This window comes from Aeribacillus pallidus, from assembly GCF_050478865.1.
In the GTDB taxonomy this organism is placed as follows: domain Bacteria; phylum Bacillota; class Bacilli; order Bacillales; family JACDOC01; genus JACDOC01.
In genome coordinates this window covers 121,577-140,597 of the sequence record NZ_JBCNBW010000004.1, presented here as the reverse complement: position 1 = coordinate 140,597, position 19,021 = coordinate 121,577, and the positions used below count along the sequence as shown (strand labels likewise).

The 19,021-nt window shown below is 41.4% G+C and carries 19 protein-coding genes; 2 read left to right on the top strand and 17 right to left on the bottom strand.

The window, feature by feature from the left end; genetic code table 11:
* Positions 1–7: 7 nt before the first annotated feature.
* From spoIIR to rho, 7 genes are all read right to left on the bottom strand, one after another.
* A complete protein-coding gene (gene spoIIR / locus ABES52_RS01285; RefSeq protein WP_429648133.1) occupies positions 8–685 on the bottom strand; it encodes a stage II sporulation protein R in 678 nt (225 codons plus the stop codon).
* Between the two features lie 126 nt (positions 686–811).
* On the bottom strand, positions 812–1,675 hold the full coding sequence (prmC, locus tag ABES52_RS01280) for a peptide chain release factor N(5)-glutamine methyltransferase (protein WP_429648131.1): 864 nt from the start codon (positions 1,673–1,675) through the stop codon (positions 812–814).
* Complete coding sequence (gene prfA, locus ABES52_RS01275; protein WP_429648130.1) at positions 1,672–2,751, bottom strand: peptide chain release factor 1; 1,080 nt, start codon at positions 2,749–2,751, stop codon at positions 1,672–1,674. Before prfA ends, prmC begins: the two co-directional genes overlap by 4 nt.
* A gap of 118 nt (positions 2,752–2,869) precedes the next feature.
* A complete protein-coding gene (locus tag ABES52_RS01270; RefSeq protein ID WP_429648129.1) occupies positions 2,870–3,298 on the bottom strand; it encodes a hypothetical protein in 429 nt (142 codons plus the stop codon).
* A 57-nt stretch (positions 3,299–3,355) separates the two neighbouring features.
* Positions 3,356–3,973: a thymidine kinase gene (locus ABES52_RS01265; protein ID WP_429648128.1), complete on the bottom strand. Its 618-nt coding sequence runs from the start codon at positions 3,971–3,973 to the stop codon at positions 3,356–3,358.
* Positions 3,974–4,133: 160 nt separating this feature from the next.
* The gene (gene rpmE, locus ABES52_RS01260) at positions 4,134–4,334 is read right to left on the bottom strand and encodes a 50S ribosomal protein L31 (RefSeq protein ID WP_429648126.1); all 201 of its coding nucleotides are present in this window, start codon (positions 4,332–4,334) and stop codon (positions 4,134–4,136) included.
* Positions 4,335–4,520: 186 nt separating this feature from the next.
* Positions 4,521–5,804, bottom strand: coding sequence for a transcription termination factor Rho (gene rho, locus ABES52_RS01255; protein WP_429648124.1), 1,284 nt, complete (start codon positions 5,802–5,804; stop codon positions 4,521–4,523).
* Between the two features lie 422 nt (positions 5,805–6,226).
* On the opposite strand from rho, the gene ABES52_RS01250 reads away from it, so the two are divergent.
* On the top strand, positions 6,227–6,373 hold the full coding sequence (locus ABES52_RS01250; RefSeq protein ID WP_429648122.1) for a hypothetical protein: 147 nt from the start codon (positions 6,227–6,229) through the stop codon (positions 6,371–6,373).
* Here ABES52_RS01250 and glpX read toward each other — a convergent pair.
* The 5 genes from glpX to ABES52_RS01225 form a co-directional block, all read right to left on the bottom strand.
* Complete coding sequence (gene glpX, locus ABES52_RS01245) at positions 6,360–7,325, bottom strand: class II fructose-bisphosphatase (protein ID WP_429648120.1); 966 nt, start codon at positions 7,323–7,325, stop codon at positions 6,360–6,362. The genes ABES52_RS01250 and glpX overlap by 14 nt on opposite strands.
* 98 nt (positions 7,326–7,423) lie before the next feature.
* On the bottom strand, positions 7,424–8,710 hold the full coding sequence (gene murA / locus ABES52_RS01240; protein WP_429648119.1) for a UDP-N-acetylglucosamine 1-carboxyvinyltransferase: 1,287 nt from the start codon (positions 8,708–8,710) through the stop codon (positions 7,424–7,426).
* Positions 8,711–8,898: 188 nt separating this feature from the next.
* The gene (gene fsa / locus ABES52_RS01235) at positions 8,899–9,546 is read right to left on the bottom strand and encodes a fructose-6-phosphate aldolase (protein ID WP_429648117.1); all 648 of its coding nucleotides are present in this window, start codon (positions 9,544–9,546) and stop codon (positions 8,899–8,901) included.
* 175 nt (positions 9,547–9,721) lie between these two features.
* Positions 9,722–10,582: a class II fructose-bisphosphate aldolase gene (locus ABES52_RS01230; RefSeq protein ID WP_429648115.1), complete on the bottom strand. Its 861-nt coding sequence runs from the start codon at positions 10,580–10,582 to the stop codon at positions 9,722–9,724.
* Positions 10,583–10,741: 159 nt separating this feature from the next.
* Complete coding sequence (locus ABES52_RS01225; RefSeq protein ID WP_429648114.1) at positions 10,742–11,113, bottom strand: response regulator; 372 nt, start codon at positions 11,111–11,113, stop codon at positions 10,742–10,744.
* A gap of 249 nt (positions 11,114–11,362) precedes the next feature.
* On the opposite strand from ABES52_RS01225, the gene ABES52_RS01220 reads away from it, so the two are divergent.
* Positions 11,363–11,890 carry a DUF2529 domain-containing protein gene (locus tag ABES52_RS01220; protein WP_429648112.1) on the top strand — a complete coding sequence of 176 codons (528 nt, stop codon included), beginning with the start codon at positions 11,363–11,365 and terminating at the stop codon, positions 11,888–11,890.
* A 281-nt stretch (positions 11,891–12,171) separates the two neighbouring features.
* Here the strand turns inward: ABES52_RS01220 and pyrG are convergent, their stop codons facing one another.
* The 5 genes from pyrG to ABES52_RS01195 all read right to left on the bottom strand — a co-directional run bounded on the left by pyrG (position 12,172) and on the right by ABES52_RS01195 (position 18,995).
* Complete coding sequence (pyrG, locus tag ABES52_RS01215; protein WP_429648110.1) at positions 12,172–13,773, bottom strand: CTP synthase; 1,602 nt, start codon at positions 13,771–13,773, stop codon at positions 12,172–12,174.
* Between the two features lie 249 nt (positions 13,774–14,022).
* Positions 14,023–14,574, bottom strand: a complete 552-nt coding sequence (gene rpoE, locus ABES52_RS01210) for a DNA-directed RNA polymerase subunit delta (RefSeq protein WP_429648108.1) — start codon at positions 14,572–14,574, stop codon at positions 14,023–14,025.
* Between the two features lie 143 nt (positions 14,575–14,717).
* Positions 14,718–14,906 (bottom strand): hypothetical protein, encoded by a 189-nt coding sequence (locus ABES52_RS01205; RefSeq protein WP_429648106.1) that lies wholly within the window; start codon positions 14,904–14,906, stop codon positions 14,718–14,720.
* 170 nt (positions 14,907–15,076) lie between these two features.
* Positions 15,077–18,343: a fused isobutyryl-CoA mutase/GTPase IcmF gene (gene icmF, locus ABES52_RS01200; RefSeq protein ID WP_429648105.1), complete on the bottom strand. Its 3,267-nt coding sequence runs from the start codon at positions 18,341–18,343 to the stop codon at positions 15,077–15,079.
* On the bottom strand, positions 18,321–18,995 hold the full coding sequence (locus ABES52_RS01195) for a TetR/AcrR family transcriptional regulator (protein ID WP_429648103.1): 675 nt from the start codon (positions 18,993–18,995) through the stop codon (positions 18,321–18,323). The genes icmF and ABES52_RS01195 overlap by 23 nt, the downstream gene beginning before the upstream one ends.
* Positions 18,996–19,021: the final 26 nt, after the last annotated feature.

Here is a 19,021-nt window from a genome sequence, read left to right as displayed (position 1 = left end):
CATTTATTCACAGAGCGAACAAGTCTTTAAACAGCTCCCAGACAAAAAACTTTACTTCCACTTCTTGCGTTTCATCACCTGCATACACCGGTTTTTGTTCTTTTGAATCTGTTGTTGGTTCAGAAGCGATTTCAACCGTTTCATTCGTTTGTTCTTCTTCTTCAAACCCTGGACTTGTCGCAACGCTGTTAGAAAAGTCCAAAAAGCAAAGGGGCGGGTATAAAACACACCACCAATTGGCACCTTTTCCTTCGCCCAGTGTAATTAAAATAGCCTCATATTCCCCGGCAGGATAAAGAAATTGACCGTATAGCTTTGTAGGAAACGATACTTTCCCAAAATTGACCGAAACTGGTTGAATATTTTCTTCCTGTTCCATCACATCTTTGGCAATTTCTTCTAAAAGAGGTAAGTTCGCTTGAAGTACAGCTCTCGCTTCTTCAATAGAAGTCAAATCTTGTACCCATAATGTAATTTGTTCATTCACGGCATCGCGAATTTTCCGTTTCAGCTCTTGGTCTTCTTTTCCGTTGCTATTTGCTAAAATTCGTAATCGAATCGCTTCTGCAGGTATAACCTGTACGTCTTCGGCGATCGTCTTTGTAGTTGGCATATGTAAACTAATCATTGTTCCGACAGAGATTAAAAAAATATACATCCACGCTAAAAAGGTTGCTTTTTTCATTTTCTCCACCATCCCTTCAGTAGCCATTATGGTCTAAGATGGTGAATAGTAAACTATGAAATTAAAAAAAAATATGGGAAGAACTTGTTAAGGTTCTCCCCTCTCTCATCCGAATTGAGTTTTTCCTTACTCCGACACATCCCACGTCACAAAAACCATCCGATCTTTCCCGTTTATGTCGAACACGACCTCAACATCGCTTTCCGGAAACGCGTGTTGAAACATGTGTTTGACCGCTTCACCTTGCCCGGCCCCAATTTCAAAACCGGCTAAACTTCTCTTTTTCATCACTTTTGGCAACTCACGAGCAAAGCGACGGTAAAAATCGAGGCCATCTTCTCCTCCAAACAACGCCGTATGTGGCTCATGGTCTTTCACGACAGGGGACAGAGCTTCTTTTTCACCCACCGGTATATATGGAGGATTAGACAATAAGACATCGAGCTGTATACCTCGTTCAATGAGCGGTTGCAACAAATCTCCGCGGAAAAATTGAACATCTGCTTGTAACGATTGAGCGTTTGCTTTCGCTACTTCAAGTGCTTTTTCTGATATATCAACGGCCAGCACTTGTAACGAAGGTTGTTCTAACTTCATTGTAATAGCAATCGCGCCACTACCAGTTCCAATATCAGCAACCGTTAATGTATCTTTTTTTGGGAACATTGTCCGTATACGGCGTAACATGCCATCCACTAATTCCTCCGTTTCGGGACGAGGAATTAACACATGAGCATTCACTGAAAACGTTCGTCCAAAAAATTCTTCTCTTCCGGTAATGTGCTGAACTGGAACTCCTGTGGCATGTTGGTGGACATATGTTTGAAACGTTTGTAACTGTTCAAATGGAATATCCATCCTTATGTTCGCTAATAATTGCGAGCGATTCATCCTAAGTACATGCTGTAATAATAGTTCTCCCGCATTTTCGTCTCGACCGTACGTTTTTAAAAAAGAAGAAGCCCATTGGAGGGCTTCAAACACTTTCATTGCTTTTGCTCCTGTACACTTTGTAGTTTTCTAGATTGATCTTCTAAAATGAGCGCATCAATAATTTCATCGAGCTTTCCTTCTAAAATTTGGTCGAGCTTTTGAATCGTTAAACCGATACGATGGTCGGTTACCCGATTTTGCGGGAAGTTATACGTACGAATGCGCTCGGAGCGGTCTCCAGTACCGACGGCAGATTTACGCTGTGCATCGTATTCTGCCCGTGCTTCTTGTTGGTATTTATCATAAATACGGGCACGTAATACTTTCATCGCTTTTTCTTTGTTTTTAATTTGGGACTTTTCGTCTTGACACGATACGACAATCCCCGTTGGAATGTGAGTTAAACGAACAGCGGACATTGTTGTATTTACGCTTTGTCCACCTGGACCACTGGAAGCAAACGTATCCACCCGGATATCTTTTTCGTTAATTTCTACTTCTACTTCTTCGGCCTCAGGTAAGCAAGCGACCGTTGCCGTAGACGTATGAATCCGTCCACCAGATTCCGTTTCAGGAACGCGTTGCACACGGTGTGCACCGTTTTCAAATTTTAACTTTGAATAAGCCCCTTTACCGTTAATCATAAAAATTATTTCTTTATATCCACCTAAACCAGTTGGGCTCGCTTCAATAACTTCTGTTTTCCATCCTTGTGACTCCGCATAACGGGTGTACATGCGGTAAAGGTCACCAGCAAATAGGGCTGCCTCTTCCCCACCGGCTGCCCCACGAATTTCCATAATAACGTTCTTTTCATCGTTCGGGTCTTTTGGTAAAAGTAAGATTTTTAATTTTTCTTCTAACTCCTCAATCCGCTCTTCAAGCTCGGAGATTTCCTCTTTTACCATTTCCCGCATTTCAGGATCCAGTTTCTCTTCAAGCATGGATTTCGCATCCTGATATTGTTCACGAACCGATTTATACTCACGATACGTCTGTACCGTTTCTTCAATATCTGATTGTTCTTTTGAATAATCTCTTAATTTTTTTGGATCACTAACCACTTCCGGGTCACTTAAAAGCTCATTTAGCTTTTCGTAGCGCACTTCTACTGCTTGTAATCGATCAAACATGGCCATTCACCTCTAATTTATGTCCATAACATTATAATTATAGTATACCCGAAAGATTCAGTAAAGGAAAGAACGGGCAGTATCTCGAGGCCATGTCCTATTCAACGAAGCTGTGATTTTAACCGCCTTCGACGATTTCGACTTCAAATTGATAGCGAGGCAGCGCATTTAATAATTTTTTCCGCAGTTTCGCTTCTTCTTTTAACCGTTTTTCGTGACCGTAGGTCTGAGTAGCTGTGGCTTTTACCCACATCGTATTTCCGTTAATCCAAATGGAATCGGGTTCATACCCTGCTTGTACCACGATATCTGCAGCCATTTCCACATCATCATCGTTATTGACAGCTGTCCGTTCTGGGAAATGGAGCAAGTTGGGATTTTGATAATACTTTCCTTCATCTTCGTATCCTTCCCAGTTCATTTCCCGGTTTGAGACAAAGCGTTGTCCGTTTCGGTCTTCTTCCCTTTCGAATGAACGATCTAGCATGCCACAACCAACGAACGAACTAATGATCAAAACACCTACGATATAATAAATAATTTTCATAAAAAAACACCTCCTTCGCTTATCTTGTCCGCAGCGAAAGAGGTTATGCGCATAACCTTATAGGCGTTTTTGGACAGTCACCGTGGATGCTTCTTCTGTTCTAATAGGCACTTCATGATGATGTCGACAACGTGGCTCGTATGCTTCTGAAGCACCAACTAAAATAACTGGGTCATCATAGAAAGCAGGCTTTCCGTTAATCAGACGCTGTGTTCGACTCGCCGGTGAACCACATACGGTACATACGGCTTGTAATTTCGTCACTTGTTCGGCAATAGCCATTAAATATGGCATAGGTCCAAACGGTTCACCACGGAAATCTTGATCCAACCCAGCAAGAATCACTCGATGACCATTGTTCGCTAAATTTTGAACAACCGGAATAATCTCTTCGTCAAAAAATTGCACTTCATCAATGGCCACCACATCAACGTTTTCTTCGACATATTGTTCAATTTCCCGGGAAGTTTCTACAGGTTTCGCTAAAACTGAATGACCGTTATGGGAAACAACCGATTCTTCGCTATAACGATTGTCCAATTTCGGCTTAAACACCATGATTTGTTGTTTGGCAAACTGTGCGCGACGCACACGACGAATTAGTTCTTCTGATTTACCGGAAAACATGCTTCCGCAGATGACCTCTACCCATCCTGACTGCTTCATAACATACATGAACCTGGCGCTCCTTCCTCGTTGAAATCTCCCCAATATATTTCAAATAGCAAATTCTGATCTATAAAATGAGCAAATGTTCACACACTCTTATACATTCCTCAATATGTACTAATAAAAAACAGGCAAGGAATGATTTCTTGCCTGTTTTAGTCGGTTATTACTTAAGGCCGTATTTTTTATTGAATTTCTCAACGCGACCTGCTGCGCTAGCGAATTTTTGACGACCTGTATAGAAAGGATGGCACTCGGAGCAGATCTCAACGCGTACCTCGTCTTTTACAGAGCCGCTTTCAAATTCGTTACCACATGCACATTTTACAAGAACTTTCTTGTATTCTGGATGAATTCCTTGTTTCATTCTTTTCAACTCCTTCCGCCCTGAATCATTTCGAAACAGAGTTCTATATTTCGATGCGGACCTATACCGACCGCAATCACTCAAAATACACACTGACCCCATTATAGCAAGTTCATTTTGGAATTGCAATAATGGAATTTACCAACAAATTGCCACGAATGGTGAGTAAAGTTGCTCTATTCGCTCTTATAATAATTTTTTCCCGTGCCCGTTCACTTTCATTTCTTCGGCTAATAAGGCAAAAAATTCTTCGTTCGATTTCGTCTGTTTTAGTTTTCGTAAAAACTTCTCGGCAAAATCTGGTGCATCAGACATCGTCTTACGAATGGCCCATAAGTACTCTAAATGTTCTTTCGGAATAAGGAGCTCTTCTTTTCGAGTTCCCGAACGACGAATATCAATGGCAGGGAAAATGCGTTTTTCCGCTAACGAGCGGTCGAGATGAAGCTCCATATTTCCTGTTCCTTTAAATTCTTCATAAATGACATCATCCATACGTGAACCGGTATCAACTAAGGCGGTTGCTAAAATCGTTAAGCTGCCACCTTCTTCAATGTTACGGGCGGCTCCGAAGAAGCGTTTTGGACGGTGGAATGCAGCTGGGTCAATCCCCCCTGATAACGTACGTCCGCTCGGAGGAATAACTAAGTTATACGCACGTGCTAATCGAGTAATACTATCCATCAAAATAATCACATCTCGTTTGTGCTCAACTAGACGCATCGCTCGCTCAAGCACAAGCTCGGCTACTTTAATATGGTTTTCCGGAACTTCGTCAAACGTGGAGCTTACGACTTCTGCATCGACAGACCGTTCAATATCAGTTACTTCTTCTGGACGTTCATCAATTAATAAAACAATGAGTTCAGCCTCCGGATGATTGGTCGTAATCGCATTCGCAATTTCTTTTAATAACATCGTTTTACCTGCTTTTGGAGGCGCGACAATTAATCCACGTTGACCAAATCCAACCGGTGTAATTAAGTCCATAATGCGCGTTGATAAATTATTCGGTGTTGTTTCTAGTTTGATTTGGCGATTTGGATATAAAGGGGTGAGCCCTGGAAAGTGTACCCGTTCTTTAGCAATTTCTGGGTCTTCTCCGTTAACGGCTTCCACATGCAGCAAACCATAATAACGTTCGTTTTCCTTCGGCGGACGCACCTTTCCTGATACTTTATCCCCGTTTCGGAGGTCAAAACGACGAATTTGGGAAGCCGAAATATAAATATCTTCGGAACTTGGGGAGTAATTAATTGGACGTAAAAATCCGAACCCCTCGGATTGAATAATTTCTAGGACACCTTCCATAAAGAAGTATCCCTCTTGTTCAGCACGAGCTTTTAAAATGGCGAAAATTAATTCTTTTTTCGTCAATTTACTGTAATAAGAGATTTTATATTCTCGTGCAAGTTCATATAACTCTTTTAATTTCATATTTTCGAGACTTGAAATTGTTAATTCTTCCATGTCGACACCACACTTTTCTTTTTTCAACTTTTTGTTTTTATGAAGCTAGTTAAATACAAAGAATTGATTTTCATAAAGAATTCAACTTGAGCAAGAAAGGAAAGAAGCGAGTGACATTCCTTGAAGGTGAACAAGTAAGAAGATGATCAAAGGACGGACGTAGTTGTTCCCTAAATTCCCCATGTTTTCTTACTTTTCTACTGGGTAAGTGTTTTTTCAAATCGCTTACAAAAAACAACCTCTATTTTAACCACAAGTTATGAAAAGAATCAATGAGAGCATCATAATTTTTATTAAAAAATGAGAATCAGGAAAAAGCATGCGTAGATTAATAAGGAAAGCCGACAGTATCAGGAGGCTGTATCGCATCCCTCTTTTATTCGATCCGAGCTGGGAAAACGTGAAGATAAAAAGGAGATGAAGTGGAATCCTCGACCACCATCGTTAAGAGACATGCCGCACCTAAAGACCGTTTATTGAACATGGAGGCAAGCGACATGCTTGCCTCGATTGAATTTCTTGGGAAGAAAGGGTTTCCAATCGTCGCTAAAAAAATTAAGGTTTTATAACAAGATGAGGTTTTTTCTTCAAACTATGGCGTCCTTCAATAAAACGAACCGTTCCAGATTTTGCTCGCATAACAACGGAATGGGTTAAGCCATAGGACCCTTTAAATTGAACACCTTTTAATAATTCACCATCCGTTACACCAGTAGCGGCAAAAATGGCATCGTCCCCACGAACTAGGTCTTCCATTCGTAGAACTTTTTCTGTATCAAGACCCATTTTCCGACAACGCTCCACTTCTGCTTCATTTTGTGGTAACAAACGTCCCTGAAGTTCTCCACCTAAGCATTTCAAGGCGACAGCGGCAATAACTCCTTCAGGTGCTCCACCAGAACCGAATAAAATATCAACACCTGTATGGTCAAAAGCGGTATTAATCGCGCCTGCTACATCCCCGTCATTAATTAATTTAATACGCGCTCCCGCTTCGCGCAATTGTTGAATAATGTGTTCGTGACGCGGGCGATTCAAAACGGTAGCCACGACATCCTCAATATCTTTATTTTTCGCCTTTGCGACCGCTTTTAAATTATCGATAATCGGAGCGTTGATGTCAATTTGACCAACCGCTTCTGGGCCTACGGCGATTTTATCCATGTACATATCAGGGGCGTGTAATAAGTTCCCGTGATCGGCTACTGCTAATACGGCTAACGCATTCCAGCCTCCGGAAGCAACGATGTTTGTTCCTTCTAATGGATCGACTGCAACATCCACTCGCGGTCCATAACCGGTCCCTAGTTTTTCACCAATGTACAACATCGGAGCCTCGTCCATTTCTCCTTCACCAATCACCACTGTTCCTTTCATTGGAACCGTATCAAACACGTCACGCATGGCTGAAGTTGCGGCTTCATCCGCTTCATTCTTTTTTCCACGACCCATCCAGCGAGCTGAGGCTAACGCAGCGGCTTCGGTGACACGAACTAATTCCATTGATAAGCTTCTTTCCATTAATTATTCCTCCTGTGTTACAATCCCATCTTACCCTTTTATTCGTATAACACATATCCATATTTATTGTAACACATTTTCGCAGTTGAAAGAGGAATTTACATATTTTTTAACTGTTCAATTTCTTCCTCTGTCATTTTTTCACGCCAAACGGTTGCTCCAAGACCAGTGAGCTTTTCGACCAGTTCGCAATACCCACGATCAATATGTTCTAAACCGGTTACTTCTGTAATTCCATCGGCCATTAATCCAGCGATGACTAACGCGGCACCAGCTCGGAGGTCACTCGCTCGAACTTTTGCACCTTGTAATTGAACCGGCCCATGCACGATGGCTGAACGCCCTTCAACTTTAATATCAGCGTTCATCCGGCGTAACTCATCGATATGTTTAAATCTTGCGGAGTAAATGGTATCGGTTACAACGGACGTTCCTTCTGCTTTTGTTAAAAGAGAAGTAAACGGTTGTTGTAAATCTGTAGGGAAACCAGGATACACAAGTGTTTTTACATCGACGGCTTTCAAATGATCAGCCCATCCCACAAAAATTTGATCGTCACCAACTTCAATAGGTACGCCCATTTCGCGTAATTTCGCTGTCACCGACTCTAAATGTAGGGGAATCACGTTATCGATAAACACACCTTTTCCTATCGCTGCTGCTAAAATCATGAACGTTCCTGCTTCAATTCGGTCAGGGATAATCGTATGACGGCAACCACTTAACGAATCCACACCATCAATCCGGATCACATCCGTACCTGCCCCTTTAATTCGAGCTCCCATATTCGTTAGCAGTGTGGCTACATCAATAATTTCTGGCTCTTTCGCCGCGTTTTCAATGATGGTGCGACCTTTCGCTAATACCGCAGCAAGCATAATGTTAATGGTTGCTCCGACACTGACAACGTCCAAATAAATTCGAGCACCACGAAGCTCATCGGCACGTAAATAAATGGCCCCTTGCTCGTTCGTTACCTTCGCACCTAACGCTTCAAATCCTTTAATGTGTTGGTCTATTGGTCGTGGTCCTAAATGACATCCGCCAGGTAAGCCAATGACCGCTTTTTTAAAGCGCCCGAGCATGGCTCCCATTAAATAATAAGAAGCCCGTAACTTTTTCACATTCCCATTTGGAAGAGGCATGGGAATCATTTTGGATGGGTCAACGGTCATTTCACCATCACTTAATTGGACTTTACCACCAATTTCTTCAAGCAAGCTTTTTAAAATATGAACATCCGAAATATCTGGTAGACCTTCAATTGTGACAGGAGAATCAGCTAAAATCGTAGCAGGAATTAATGCAACGGCACTGTTTTTTGCGCCGCTAATTTTGACGGTTCCTTGTAATGGTGATCCTCCTGCTATTTTTAACTTTTCCATTTTTGACTCCCTTCTCCACATTTCCATTCGAAATGCTGCTCAGTTATCACCCATTGCATAGACTCGATTACGTTTTCCACAAGATGTATGTCTAGTTTTCACTTAGTTTACTCGTTTTACACCTTAACATGTATTAATTGGAAAAATTTTAAACGTATACTTTTTTGCAAAAAGGCGTGAGTCGATCGTTATTTGTTAAATGCTTGATTCCAGTCAGCTAAAAATGCTTCAATCCCTTTATCTGTTAATGGATGTTTAAACAGTTGCATTAAGACTTTATACGGTACCGTCGCAATGTGAGCCCCACGTAATGCTGCTTCTGTGACGTGCTGAGGATGGCGAATAGATGCTGCAATAATTTCAGTTTCAATCCCATGAATATCGAAAATATGAGCAATTTTTTCAATTAAATCTAAGCCGTCATGACCGATATCATCTAGACGTCCTAAAAATGGAGACACATACGTTGCGCCTGCACGTGCTGCTAGTAACGCTTGGTTTGCGCTAAATACGAGCGTCACGTTCGTTTTGATTCCTTCTTTGGAAAACGCATGAACAGCCTTTAATCCATCTGGTGTCATTGGTACTTTAATCGTAATGTTTGGAGCGATTTGAGCGAGTTCTTTTCCTTCTTTAATCATCCCTTCTGCATCTGTGGCAATAACTTCGGCACTGACAGACCCCGATACAAATGATGTGATTTCGCGAAGACGATCGTGAAATGATACGTTTTCTTTTGCCACAAGCGATGGGTTGGTTGTTACACCAGCTAAAATACCAAGCTCATGTGCTTCTTTAATTTCGGCAAGGTTCGCTGTATCAATAAAGAATTTCATGTTTTCTATTCCTCCTAATGACGGTAGCAAATTCGTTTGTAATAAAAGTCGGATGGAAAAATCTCGTGAAATTAAACCTATAGAATCGCAGGAGAACAAGCGGACAAAATCATTTTTCCATTTGAAGAGAAGACCTGACAAAGGGGGATCCCCTTGACAGGTCTTGATCCGTTCATTATTCAGCTTTTCCAGAAGAACCGAACTCGCGCATTTTTCCTTTTACAGTTTCTTTAATCGCTTCACGAGCAGGTCCTAAATATTTACGAGGATCGTATAGGTCTGGTTTTTCTGCTAAAATTTCGCGAACTTTTTTCGAAGATGCGATTTGGTTTTCCGTATTTACGTTGATTTTCGCTGTACCAAGGGAAATCGCACGTTGAATATCTTTTGTTGGAATTCCAGTTCCACCATGAAGAACGAGCGGTACACCTGTACGATTGCTGATTTCTTCCATTTCCGCAAATCCTAAGTTAGGCTCACCTTTGTAAGGGCCATGTACAGAACCTAATGCTGGCGCTAAGCAGTCGATTCCTGTACGTTTTACAAGCTCTTCACACTCATCTGGATCGGCGTAAATGATGCCATTAGCCACTACATCATCTTCTTGACCACCAACGACACCAAGCTCTGCTTCTACGGAAACACCGTGGATATGAGCTAATTCTACTACTTTGGAAGTGATTGCTACGTTTTCTTCAAATGGATGATGAGAAGCGTCAATCATAACAGAAGTGAATCCAGCATGAATAGCTTTCGCACAAGATTCGAAGCTAGAACCGTGGTCTAAGTGAATCGCTACTGGAACGGTCACATTGTATTCTTCCATGAGCGCTTTTACCATATTCACAACGAGTTTAAAGCCACCCATGTAACGTCCAGCACCTTCAGATACACCAAGGATGACCGGTGACTTTTCTTCCTGAGCTGCTTGTAAAATTGCTTGCGTGAACTCAAGGTTGTTTAAGTTGAACTGCCCAACAGCATAGCCTTCTTTTTTTGCTTTGTTCAACATTTCAGTCATGGAAACTAAAGGCATTTTTCTTCCTCCTTAATAAATTCAAAAAAGTCCGCCAGAACCTCATCGTTTGAAATATGTACTCATCTGGTAGACTTACTTTTAAAATTCATTAGTATGATACCAAATTCATGCCCATTTTACCAACAAGTTCGAACGATTAACAAATATATTTTGCAATTAGTTTGAACGAATTGGTAAGTATTCCTTGACTGCTTGACGAATATCATCAATATCAAACGGTTTCGCAAAATGCGTAAGCGCTCCTAAGTCCTTGGCCTCTTGAATCATATCCAATTCACCATAGGCGGTCATAATGATCACACGAATATCTGGATCTTTTTCTTTCATCCGTTTTAATATTTCAATCCCATCCATTCCAGGAATTTTCATGTCTAACAATACTAAATCTGGTGAATTTTTTTCTAAAATTTCTAATGCCTGAATACCATTTGCGGCTTGAAACGTTTCATATCCTTCTTTTTGCAATACTTCGTTCAACAAAATACGAATGCCAAACTGGTCATCAACGATTAAAATTTTTTCTTTCATTCCTTTCACTCCCTTATCCTCGTTCCCACAGCCCAAAAGTTCCTACCTACATCCCATTATACGAAACTATTGGTATTGGTTAAATAATACTTCTTTTTTTTCCTACTATTTCCTGCTCCTGTCTTAAAAAGATTTTCGACAGAAGTCATCATCCTCTTTTGCTTTTCCCCTCCATCACTTTTATAATGAGAGACGACACTTATAAATAATATTCGTTGACAATCCTACCATTTTAAGGGGTTGATTAATTTGATTAAAATGTTCACTACTCAATTATCTGGGTTAATGAACCGTATTTTCGATAAAGAGGAATTTTCGATTGAAGACGGTGCCCGATTGTTAGCACAAGCAGCAGTAGGCGAAGGCAACATATACATTTGTGGGTTTGGCGAAATGGAAGTTGTGGCAATTGAAGCGTTAAAAGGAAAAGAACCTCTAGCCAACGCTCGAATTTTAGCTGCTGATCAACTCGATGAACTAACTTCTGCCGATCGGGTACTGCTTGTTAGCCGATTCAGTACCGACGAGGATGCACTTCAGCTAGGACAACAGCTTGTAGAAAAACAAATTCCGTTCGTGGCGGTGTCAGGTGCTGTTTCGTCTGATAGCGCAAAAGACTTAACGACATTAGCGGATGTACATATTGATACAAAAGTGATTAAAAGTATGCTTCCTGACGAATCAGGCGAACGAGTAGGCTTCCCGGCAACCATCGCTGCGTTATACATTTATTTCTGCCTAAAGTTTACTTTGGAAGAAATGTTGAACGAATATTAAAATTCGTTCAGAAGAGCTGGCCTTTTCATTCGGCTAGCTCTTTTTTATAAACTTCGGAGTTTCTTAAAGGCACATAAAGTAGAGATACGGCACAAAACGTGTCACAAATGGCAAGTAGAGAGTAAGTTCGGAACCATGTTATTAGTTTTCCGGACACTTTTTAGTCAATTTCACTTTGATTCTAGACACCTACATCGGTATAACAGACACTTTCGTAGATGTTCTAGATTATTTTCTCTCGATAAAAAAGGTTCAAGGATTCCCTTGAACCTTTCTATATATTATTGTTTTGTGCTAATGGCCGCTTTGACAAAGTCGCGGAATAGCGGCTGTGGACGTGTTGGGCGGGATGTGAATTCTGGGTGGAATTGGGAAGCGACAAACCATGGGTGATCTTTTAATTCGATAATTTCTACTAAACGTCCATCTGGGCTTGTACCAGAGAAGACAAAGCCCGCCTCTTCCATTTGTTGACGGAACGTATTATTAAATTCATAACGGTGACGATGGCGTTCATAGACAACTTCTTTATTGTACGCTGCATATGCATTTGTTCCTGGTACTAACTTACAAGGATATAAACCTAGGCGCAACGTTCCTCCTAAATCTTCGACATCTTTTTGCTCAGGTAATAAGTCAATAATTGGGTATTTCGTATTTGGATCAATTTCAGCGGAATGCGCTCCCTCTAAGTTAAGCACGTGCCGTGCATATTCAATGCAGGCGATTTGCATACCTAAGCAAATACCGAGGAACGGCACTTTATTTTCACGAGCATATTGTGCAGCGACAATTTTTCCTTCGACACCGCGATCACCAAATCCACCTGGAACGAGGATACCGTCCACATCGCCTAACAACTCGGATACGTTTTCTTTTGTCACGTGTTCGGCATTAATCCATTTAATTTCCACATCTGTATCAAATGCATAACCAGCATGTCTTAATGCTTCAACAACGGAAATATAGGCATCTTGTAAAGCCACATATTTACCAACAAGTGCAATTTTCGTTTTGTTGGACAAGTTGCGAACTTTGTCTACTAGCGCTTTCCATTCGGTCATATCCGCTTCTTGACAATCTAGTTTCAAATGTTCGCAAACGATTTGGTCTAATTTTTGCTCTTGCAGTGCTAGTGGTACAGCGTATAATGTATCTGCGTCTCGCGCCTCAATCACCGCTTTCGGATCGATATCACAGAATAACGCGATTTTGTCTTTCATCTCTTGGGAAATTGGCATTTCTGTACGAACGACAATCACGTTTGGCTGGATGCCAAGGCTACGTAATTCTTTCACACTATGTTGAGTTGGCTTCGTTTTCATTTCCCCTGCCGCTTTAATGTATGGAACAAGCGTACAATGAATGTACATAACATTATCACGGCCAACGTCACTTTTGATTTGACGAATCGCTTCTAAAAACGGCAAGGATTCAATGTCTCCAACCGTACCACCGATCTCAGTAATGACGACATCGGCGTTTGTTTCTTTTCCGGCACGAAAGACGCGTTCTTTAATTTCGTTTGTAATATGCGGAATCACTTGAACTGTTCCACCTAGATAATCTCCACGACGTTCTTTTTTCAGAACCGTTGAATAAATCTTCCCTGTCGTCACATTGCTATATTTGTTTAAATTAATATCAATAAAACGTTCGTAGTGACCTAAGTCTAAGTCTGTTTCTGCTCCATCGTCTGTCACGAATACTTCACCGTGTTGATAAGGGCTCATGGTCCCTGGGTCGACGTTAATGTATGGGTCAAACTTTTGAATCGTTACGTTTAAACCGCGGTTTTTTAGTAGCCGTCCTAGAGAAGCTGCTGTAATTCCTTTTCCTAAAGATGATACGACGCCACCTGTTACAAAAATGTATTTTGTCATACTAGTTCCCCCTTTAGTATGTTTTCCTACTTCGATGAACGAGGCACTAGGTCCCTCTTCGTTCTCCATAGCTCCAGCGAAACTTATTTACAAGTATGCACTGAAACCATTCAAAATAATTTTTTTGGGGGAGAAAATAGAAAACGCTCCGCTTACAAATGGTAAGGGAGCGTATCATTTTCATTTCAGTTCCTTTTTTAAGGAGCCCAAATAAAATACTATCGTCTTCACCAAAGGAAGTCAAGAAGATTATAATTCTTCTTCGTCATCCTCAATGTCTAGCTCATCTTCATCCTCTAACTCATCATCTAAGTCGTAGTCATCCTCGACTAGATCTTCATCAAACTCGTCTTCTTCGTCCAGTTCTTCATAATCGTCATCATCTACATCATCAACTAAGTCGTCATCGTCGTAGTCGTCGAGGTCATCAAAGTCAAGGTCCTCATCGTCAAGATCTTCGAAATCATCGAGATCTTCATCAACAAGCTTTTTCGCCTTTTTCTTCTTCGGCTTGATCGTTGGAGCGGTTTCTTCTTCAATTTGCTCTACTGGGTACCATGCACGCAAGCCCCACTTGTTTTCCCCAATACATAAGAAGCGACCATCGATATTTAAGTCTGTGTAAAATTGAACCATTTTCTCACGAATTTCGCTTTCCGAACGACCTGTCAATTGAGCAATTTCAGTTAACAGGTCATGAAAGGATAGCGGTTGTTTCTGGTTGTTTAAAATGGCATGAGCAAGTTCGATAAGCGACATTTCTTGCAATTGTTCTTGAGATAACTGATCCAAACTCAACATCTGCACATCCTTTCTATATTTCACACTCAAATATTCGAGTGAAAAAAGACAAACTAATAGAATCGTCGAAAATCCATAATACTCATTATAAACAAATCCAAATCATTTATGCTAGATAGAAGTGAGTTTCTTGCTAAAGAAAATTACGAATTGCTCGCCCGTTTGCGCCGGTCTTTCGTGTGTGCTCGTTCTTTCCTCAATTCTTTTATCCCTAAGTAGAAAAAATAAACCGCAAATAATAAAAAGGGAATCGCACCTAATTGGTGAAGATACAACTGTTTTGTCACATATACAAGTAAGCCAATGATGAGTACGTAGCCAAATTTTTTCACCTAAGACACATCCTACACATAATAATAACCCCTACGACCAAGGAGCGAGCAATTTCGGCCAAACATATTTTTGAATCGTACATCTCGTTTTCCTTTACTTCTATTATACCCATTAATAAAAAAAGGGTCATGCCCCTCTTAAAAAAAAAGGAGAATGACCTTATCAAAAATCACATGTTTCGGCGATATTGACCGCCCACTTCGTAAAGGGCTTTAGTAATTTGGCCGAGGCTCGCCACTTTGACGGTTTCCATGAGTTCGGCAAAAATATTACCTCCGGAGACCGCCGTTTCTTTTAAGCGTTTTAGCGCTTCGTCTACTTTGTCTTTATTTCGCTCGTGGAACGCTTTTAAATTACGAATTTGTGTTTCTTTCTCTTCTTTTGTTGCACGCGCTAATTCCATGTTATTTAATTCTTCTTCTGAAGGAGGATTTGGATTTAGATACGTATTGACACCAATAATCGGTAGTTCACCTGAGTGTTTTTTCATTTCATAGTACATCGATTCTTCTTGAATTTTGCTTCGTTGATATTGTGTTTCCATCGCACCGAGTACACCGCCCCGGTCGTTAAGACGATCAAACTCTTTTAAAACCTCTTGTTCAACTAGGTCGGTTAACTCTTCTATAATAAATGAACCTTGAAGTGGGTTTTCGTTTTTTGATAACCCGTGCTCTTTTGTAATAATGAGCTGAATAGCCATCGCTCGACGAACCGATTCTTCCGTAGGTGTCGTAATCGCTTCATCGTAGGCGTTCGTATGCAAGGAGTTACAGTTATCTTGAAGGGCCATTAACGCTTGTAAAGTGGTACGAATGTCATTAAAGTCGATTTCTTGTGCGTGTAACGAACGACCAGATGTTTGCACGTGATATTTGAGCTTTTGGCTTCGTTCGTTCGCACCATATTTTTCCCGCATCACCGTTGCCCAAATACGACGGGCGACACGACCAATCACCGTATATTCTGGGTCTAAGCCGTTAGAGAAGAAGAACGATAGATTCGGTGCAAAGTCGTCGATATGCATACCACGACTTAAGTAATATTCGACGTACGTAAACCCGTTAGCTAGCGTAAACGCTAATTGGGAAATCGGGTTCGCTCCCGCTTCGGCAATATGATATCCAGAGATGGATACGGAATAATAGTTACGAACACCGTTTTGGATAAAGTATTCTTGGACATCGCCCATCATCCGAAGAGCAAATTCGGTAGAGAAAATACACGTATTTTGTCCTTGGTCTTCTTTTAAAATATCCGCCTGGACCGTTCCGCGAACCGTACGAAGCGTATAGGCTTTTACTTCCTCGTACTCTTCTTTTGTTAACGGCCGTCCTAACTCTTGCTCTTTTTTCTCTACTTGTTGGTCAATGGCTGTATTCATATACATCGCTAAAATAATCGGCGCTGGACCGTTTATCGTCATCGATACGGATGTGAGCGGATGGCATAAATCGAACCCGGCGTACAATTTTTTCATATCATCGAGCGTACAGACGCTGACCCCACTTTCGCCGACTTTTCCGTAAATATCTGGACGGTAATCTGGGTCTTCCCCGTACAAGGTGACTGAGTCAAACGCTGTACTTAAGCGTTTCGCTTGATCATCTTTGGACAAGTAATGGAACCGTTTGTTCGTCCGTTCTGGTGTTCCCTCACCGGCAAATTGACGCTTTGGATCTTCCCCTTGTCGTTTGAACGGGAAGACACCTGCCGTAAACGGGAATTTTCCAGGAACATTTTCTTTGTACACCCATCGTAAAATTTCGCCATAGTCTTTAAACTTCGGTAACGCCACTTTTGGAATGCGCAAACCGGATAAGCTTTTCGTTGAAAGTTCGGTGACGATTTCTTTATCTCGAACTTTCGTCACGAACGTTTCTCCCGCATAAAGGGCTTTCATCTCTTCCCAGCCGGCTAAAATTTTTTTCGATTCAGGAGTTAATTTTTCTTCCACTTCTTTCTTTAACGTTTGGAGTGAACGGATAACATCTTCGTTTCCTTCTTGTTCTTTCAGAGCTTCAATCGCACCTTCTAATTGGAACAACCGACGGCCGAACCGGACTTGCTCATCGACGTGTTTATGATAGTTGCGTACCGTTTCTGCAATTTCTCGCAAATAATAACGGCGTTCGTTCGGGATAATGACGTTTTGCTTCACTACTTTTTCATCTTTGGAGTACGATGTCTTCCAGTCAAATCCCATTTTTTTGTTTATTTTCTCAATTAAAGCCGCAAATAACGCATTCGTTCCTGGATCGTTGAATTGACTCGCGATCGTACCGTACACAGGCATTTCCGATAAGTCTTTGTCAAATAACATATGGCTGCGCTGGTATTGCTTTTGTACTTGACGAAGTGCATCTTCTGAACCTTTTCGTTCGAATTTGTTAATGACAATTAAATCAGCATAGTCAATCATATCAATCTTTTCAAGCTGGGATGGCGCGCCAAACTCGCTCGTCATGACGTACATCGCCACATCGGAAATGTCACGAATTTCGGCGTCCCCTTGACCGATTCCGCTCGTTTCGACAATGACTAAGTCAAATCCAGCGGCTTTAACGACCGAAATGGCATCGCGAATGGCTAGTGAGAGCTCGTTTTTCGACCCTCGTGTGGCGAGCGAACGCATATAGACTCGTGGTGAGAAAATCGCATTCATTCGAATACGGTCTCCTAAAAGCGCGCCTCCTGTTTTTTGTTTCGTTGGGTCCACAGAAAGAACCGCTACTTTTTTATCTTCAAATTCGTTAATAAAGCGACGAATTAATTCGTCTGTTAATGAACTTTTTCCGGCTCCCCCTGTTCCGGTAATCCCGAGTACTGGAATGGAGTGTGCTAACGAGCGGACTTCTTTCATCACCGCTTGAACCGTTGCCGCTACTTCCTCCTGTCCACCAACTTGATATTCGGCTAACGTAATCAGTTTGGCAATGGCATTAACGTTTCCTTCTTTTAATTTTTCCACTTCTTCTTCCATTCCGCTCGTCACCGTTGGAAAATCACATTCTTTTAACATGAGGTTGATCATACCTTGTAAACCAAGCTGTCGACCGTCTTCAGGTGAAAAGATTCGGGCAATGCCGTATTCGTGAAGCTCCTTAATTTCCTTCGGGATAATAACACCGCCCCCGCCCCCATAAATACGGATGTGAGGAGCCCCTTTTTCCTTCAACAAGTCGTACATATATTTAAAAAATTCCATATGTCCGCCTTGATACGAAGAAACCGCGATTCCTTGAACGTCTTCTTGAATCGCCGCATTCACAATTTCTTCGACCGAACGGTTATGGCCTAAATGAATGACTTCGGCACCGCTTGCTTGTAAAATACGCCGCATAATATTGATGGAAGCATCGTGTCCATCAAATAAACTGGACGCCGTGACAAATCGAATGTGATGCTTTGGCTTATACACTTCGATTGTACTCATGTTTATCCCCCTGTTCGTTTTTGTTTCTATACCCCTTTATTCCTGATATCAATAATCTCGTCTGCAATTGAATGTATTGATCAAGCGTATACGTTTTTTGTAAAGCCCAGCGACGAAAGCCCCACATTTGTCCTTGAACAAAAATGTTATGAGCAATAAGGTGGATTTGGTCCTCATCTAAGTGGATTTCCCCGTTCTCCACACAACGACGAATAATCGTCTCAAACATCCCGACCATTTCCATCTCCTTTTTCAATACGTACGGTAAAGCGTCTTTCGATAACGATTTCGCCTCTTGATACATGACTAACACTTCATCTTGCATTTCGTCCATGACTTTAAAATAGTTTGAAATCGCATCGACCAAACTATCTAACGTACCCGCCTTTAAATCCATACTTTGTTGAAGACGTTCACTAACTTCTTCATAGATGCGGTCACATACTAAGTACAAGACATCTTCTTTTGTTCGAATATATTCATAGAGGGTGCCGATACTAAACCCGGCAGCCCTCGCAATTTCCCTCGTCGTTGTACGATGAAACCCTTTTTGTTTGAACAAGCTGATCGCCCCGTGAATCATTTGGTCTCTTCGAATTTTCACGAGACGTTCATCTTTTACAGAAGCTTGGACTTCTCTTTTTTTACTCACTTCATCGACCACCTTTTCACAGGATG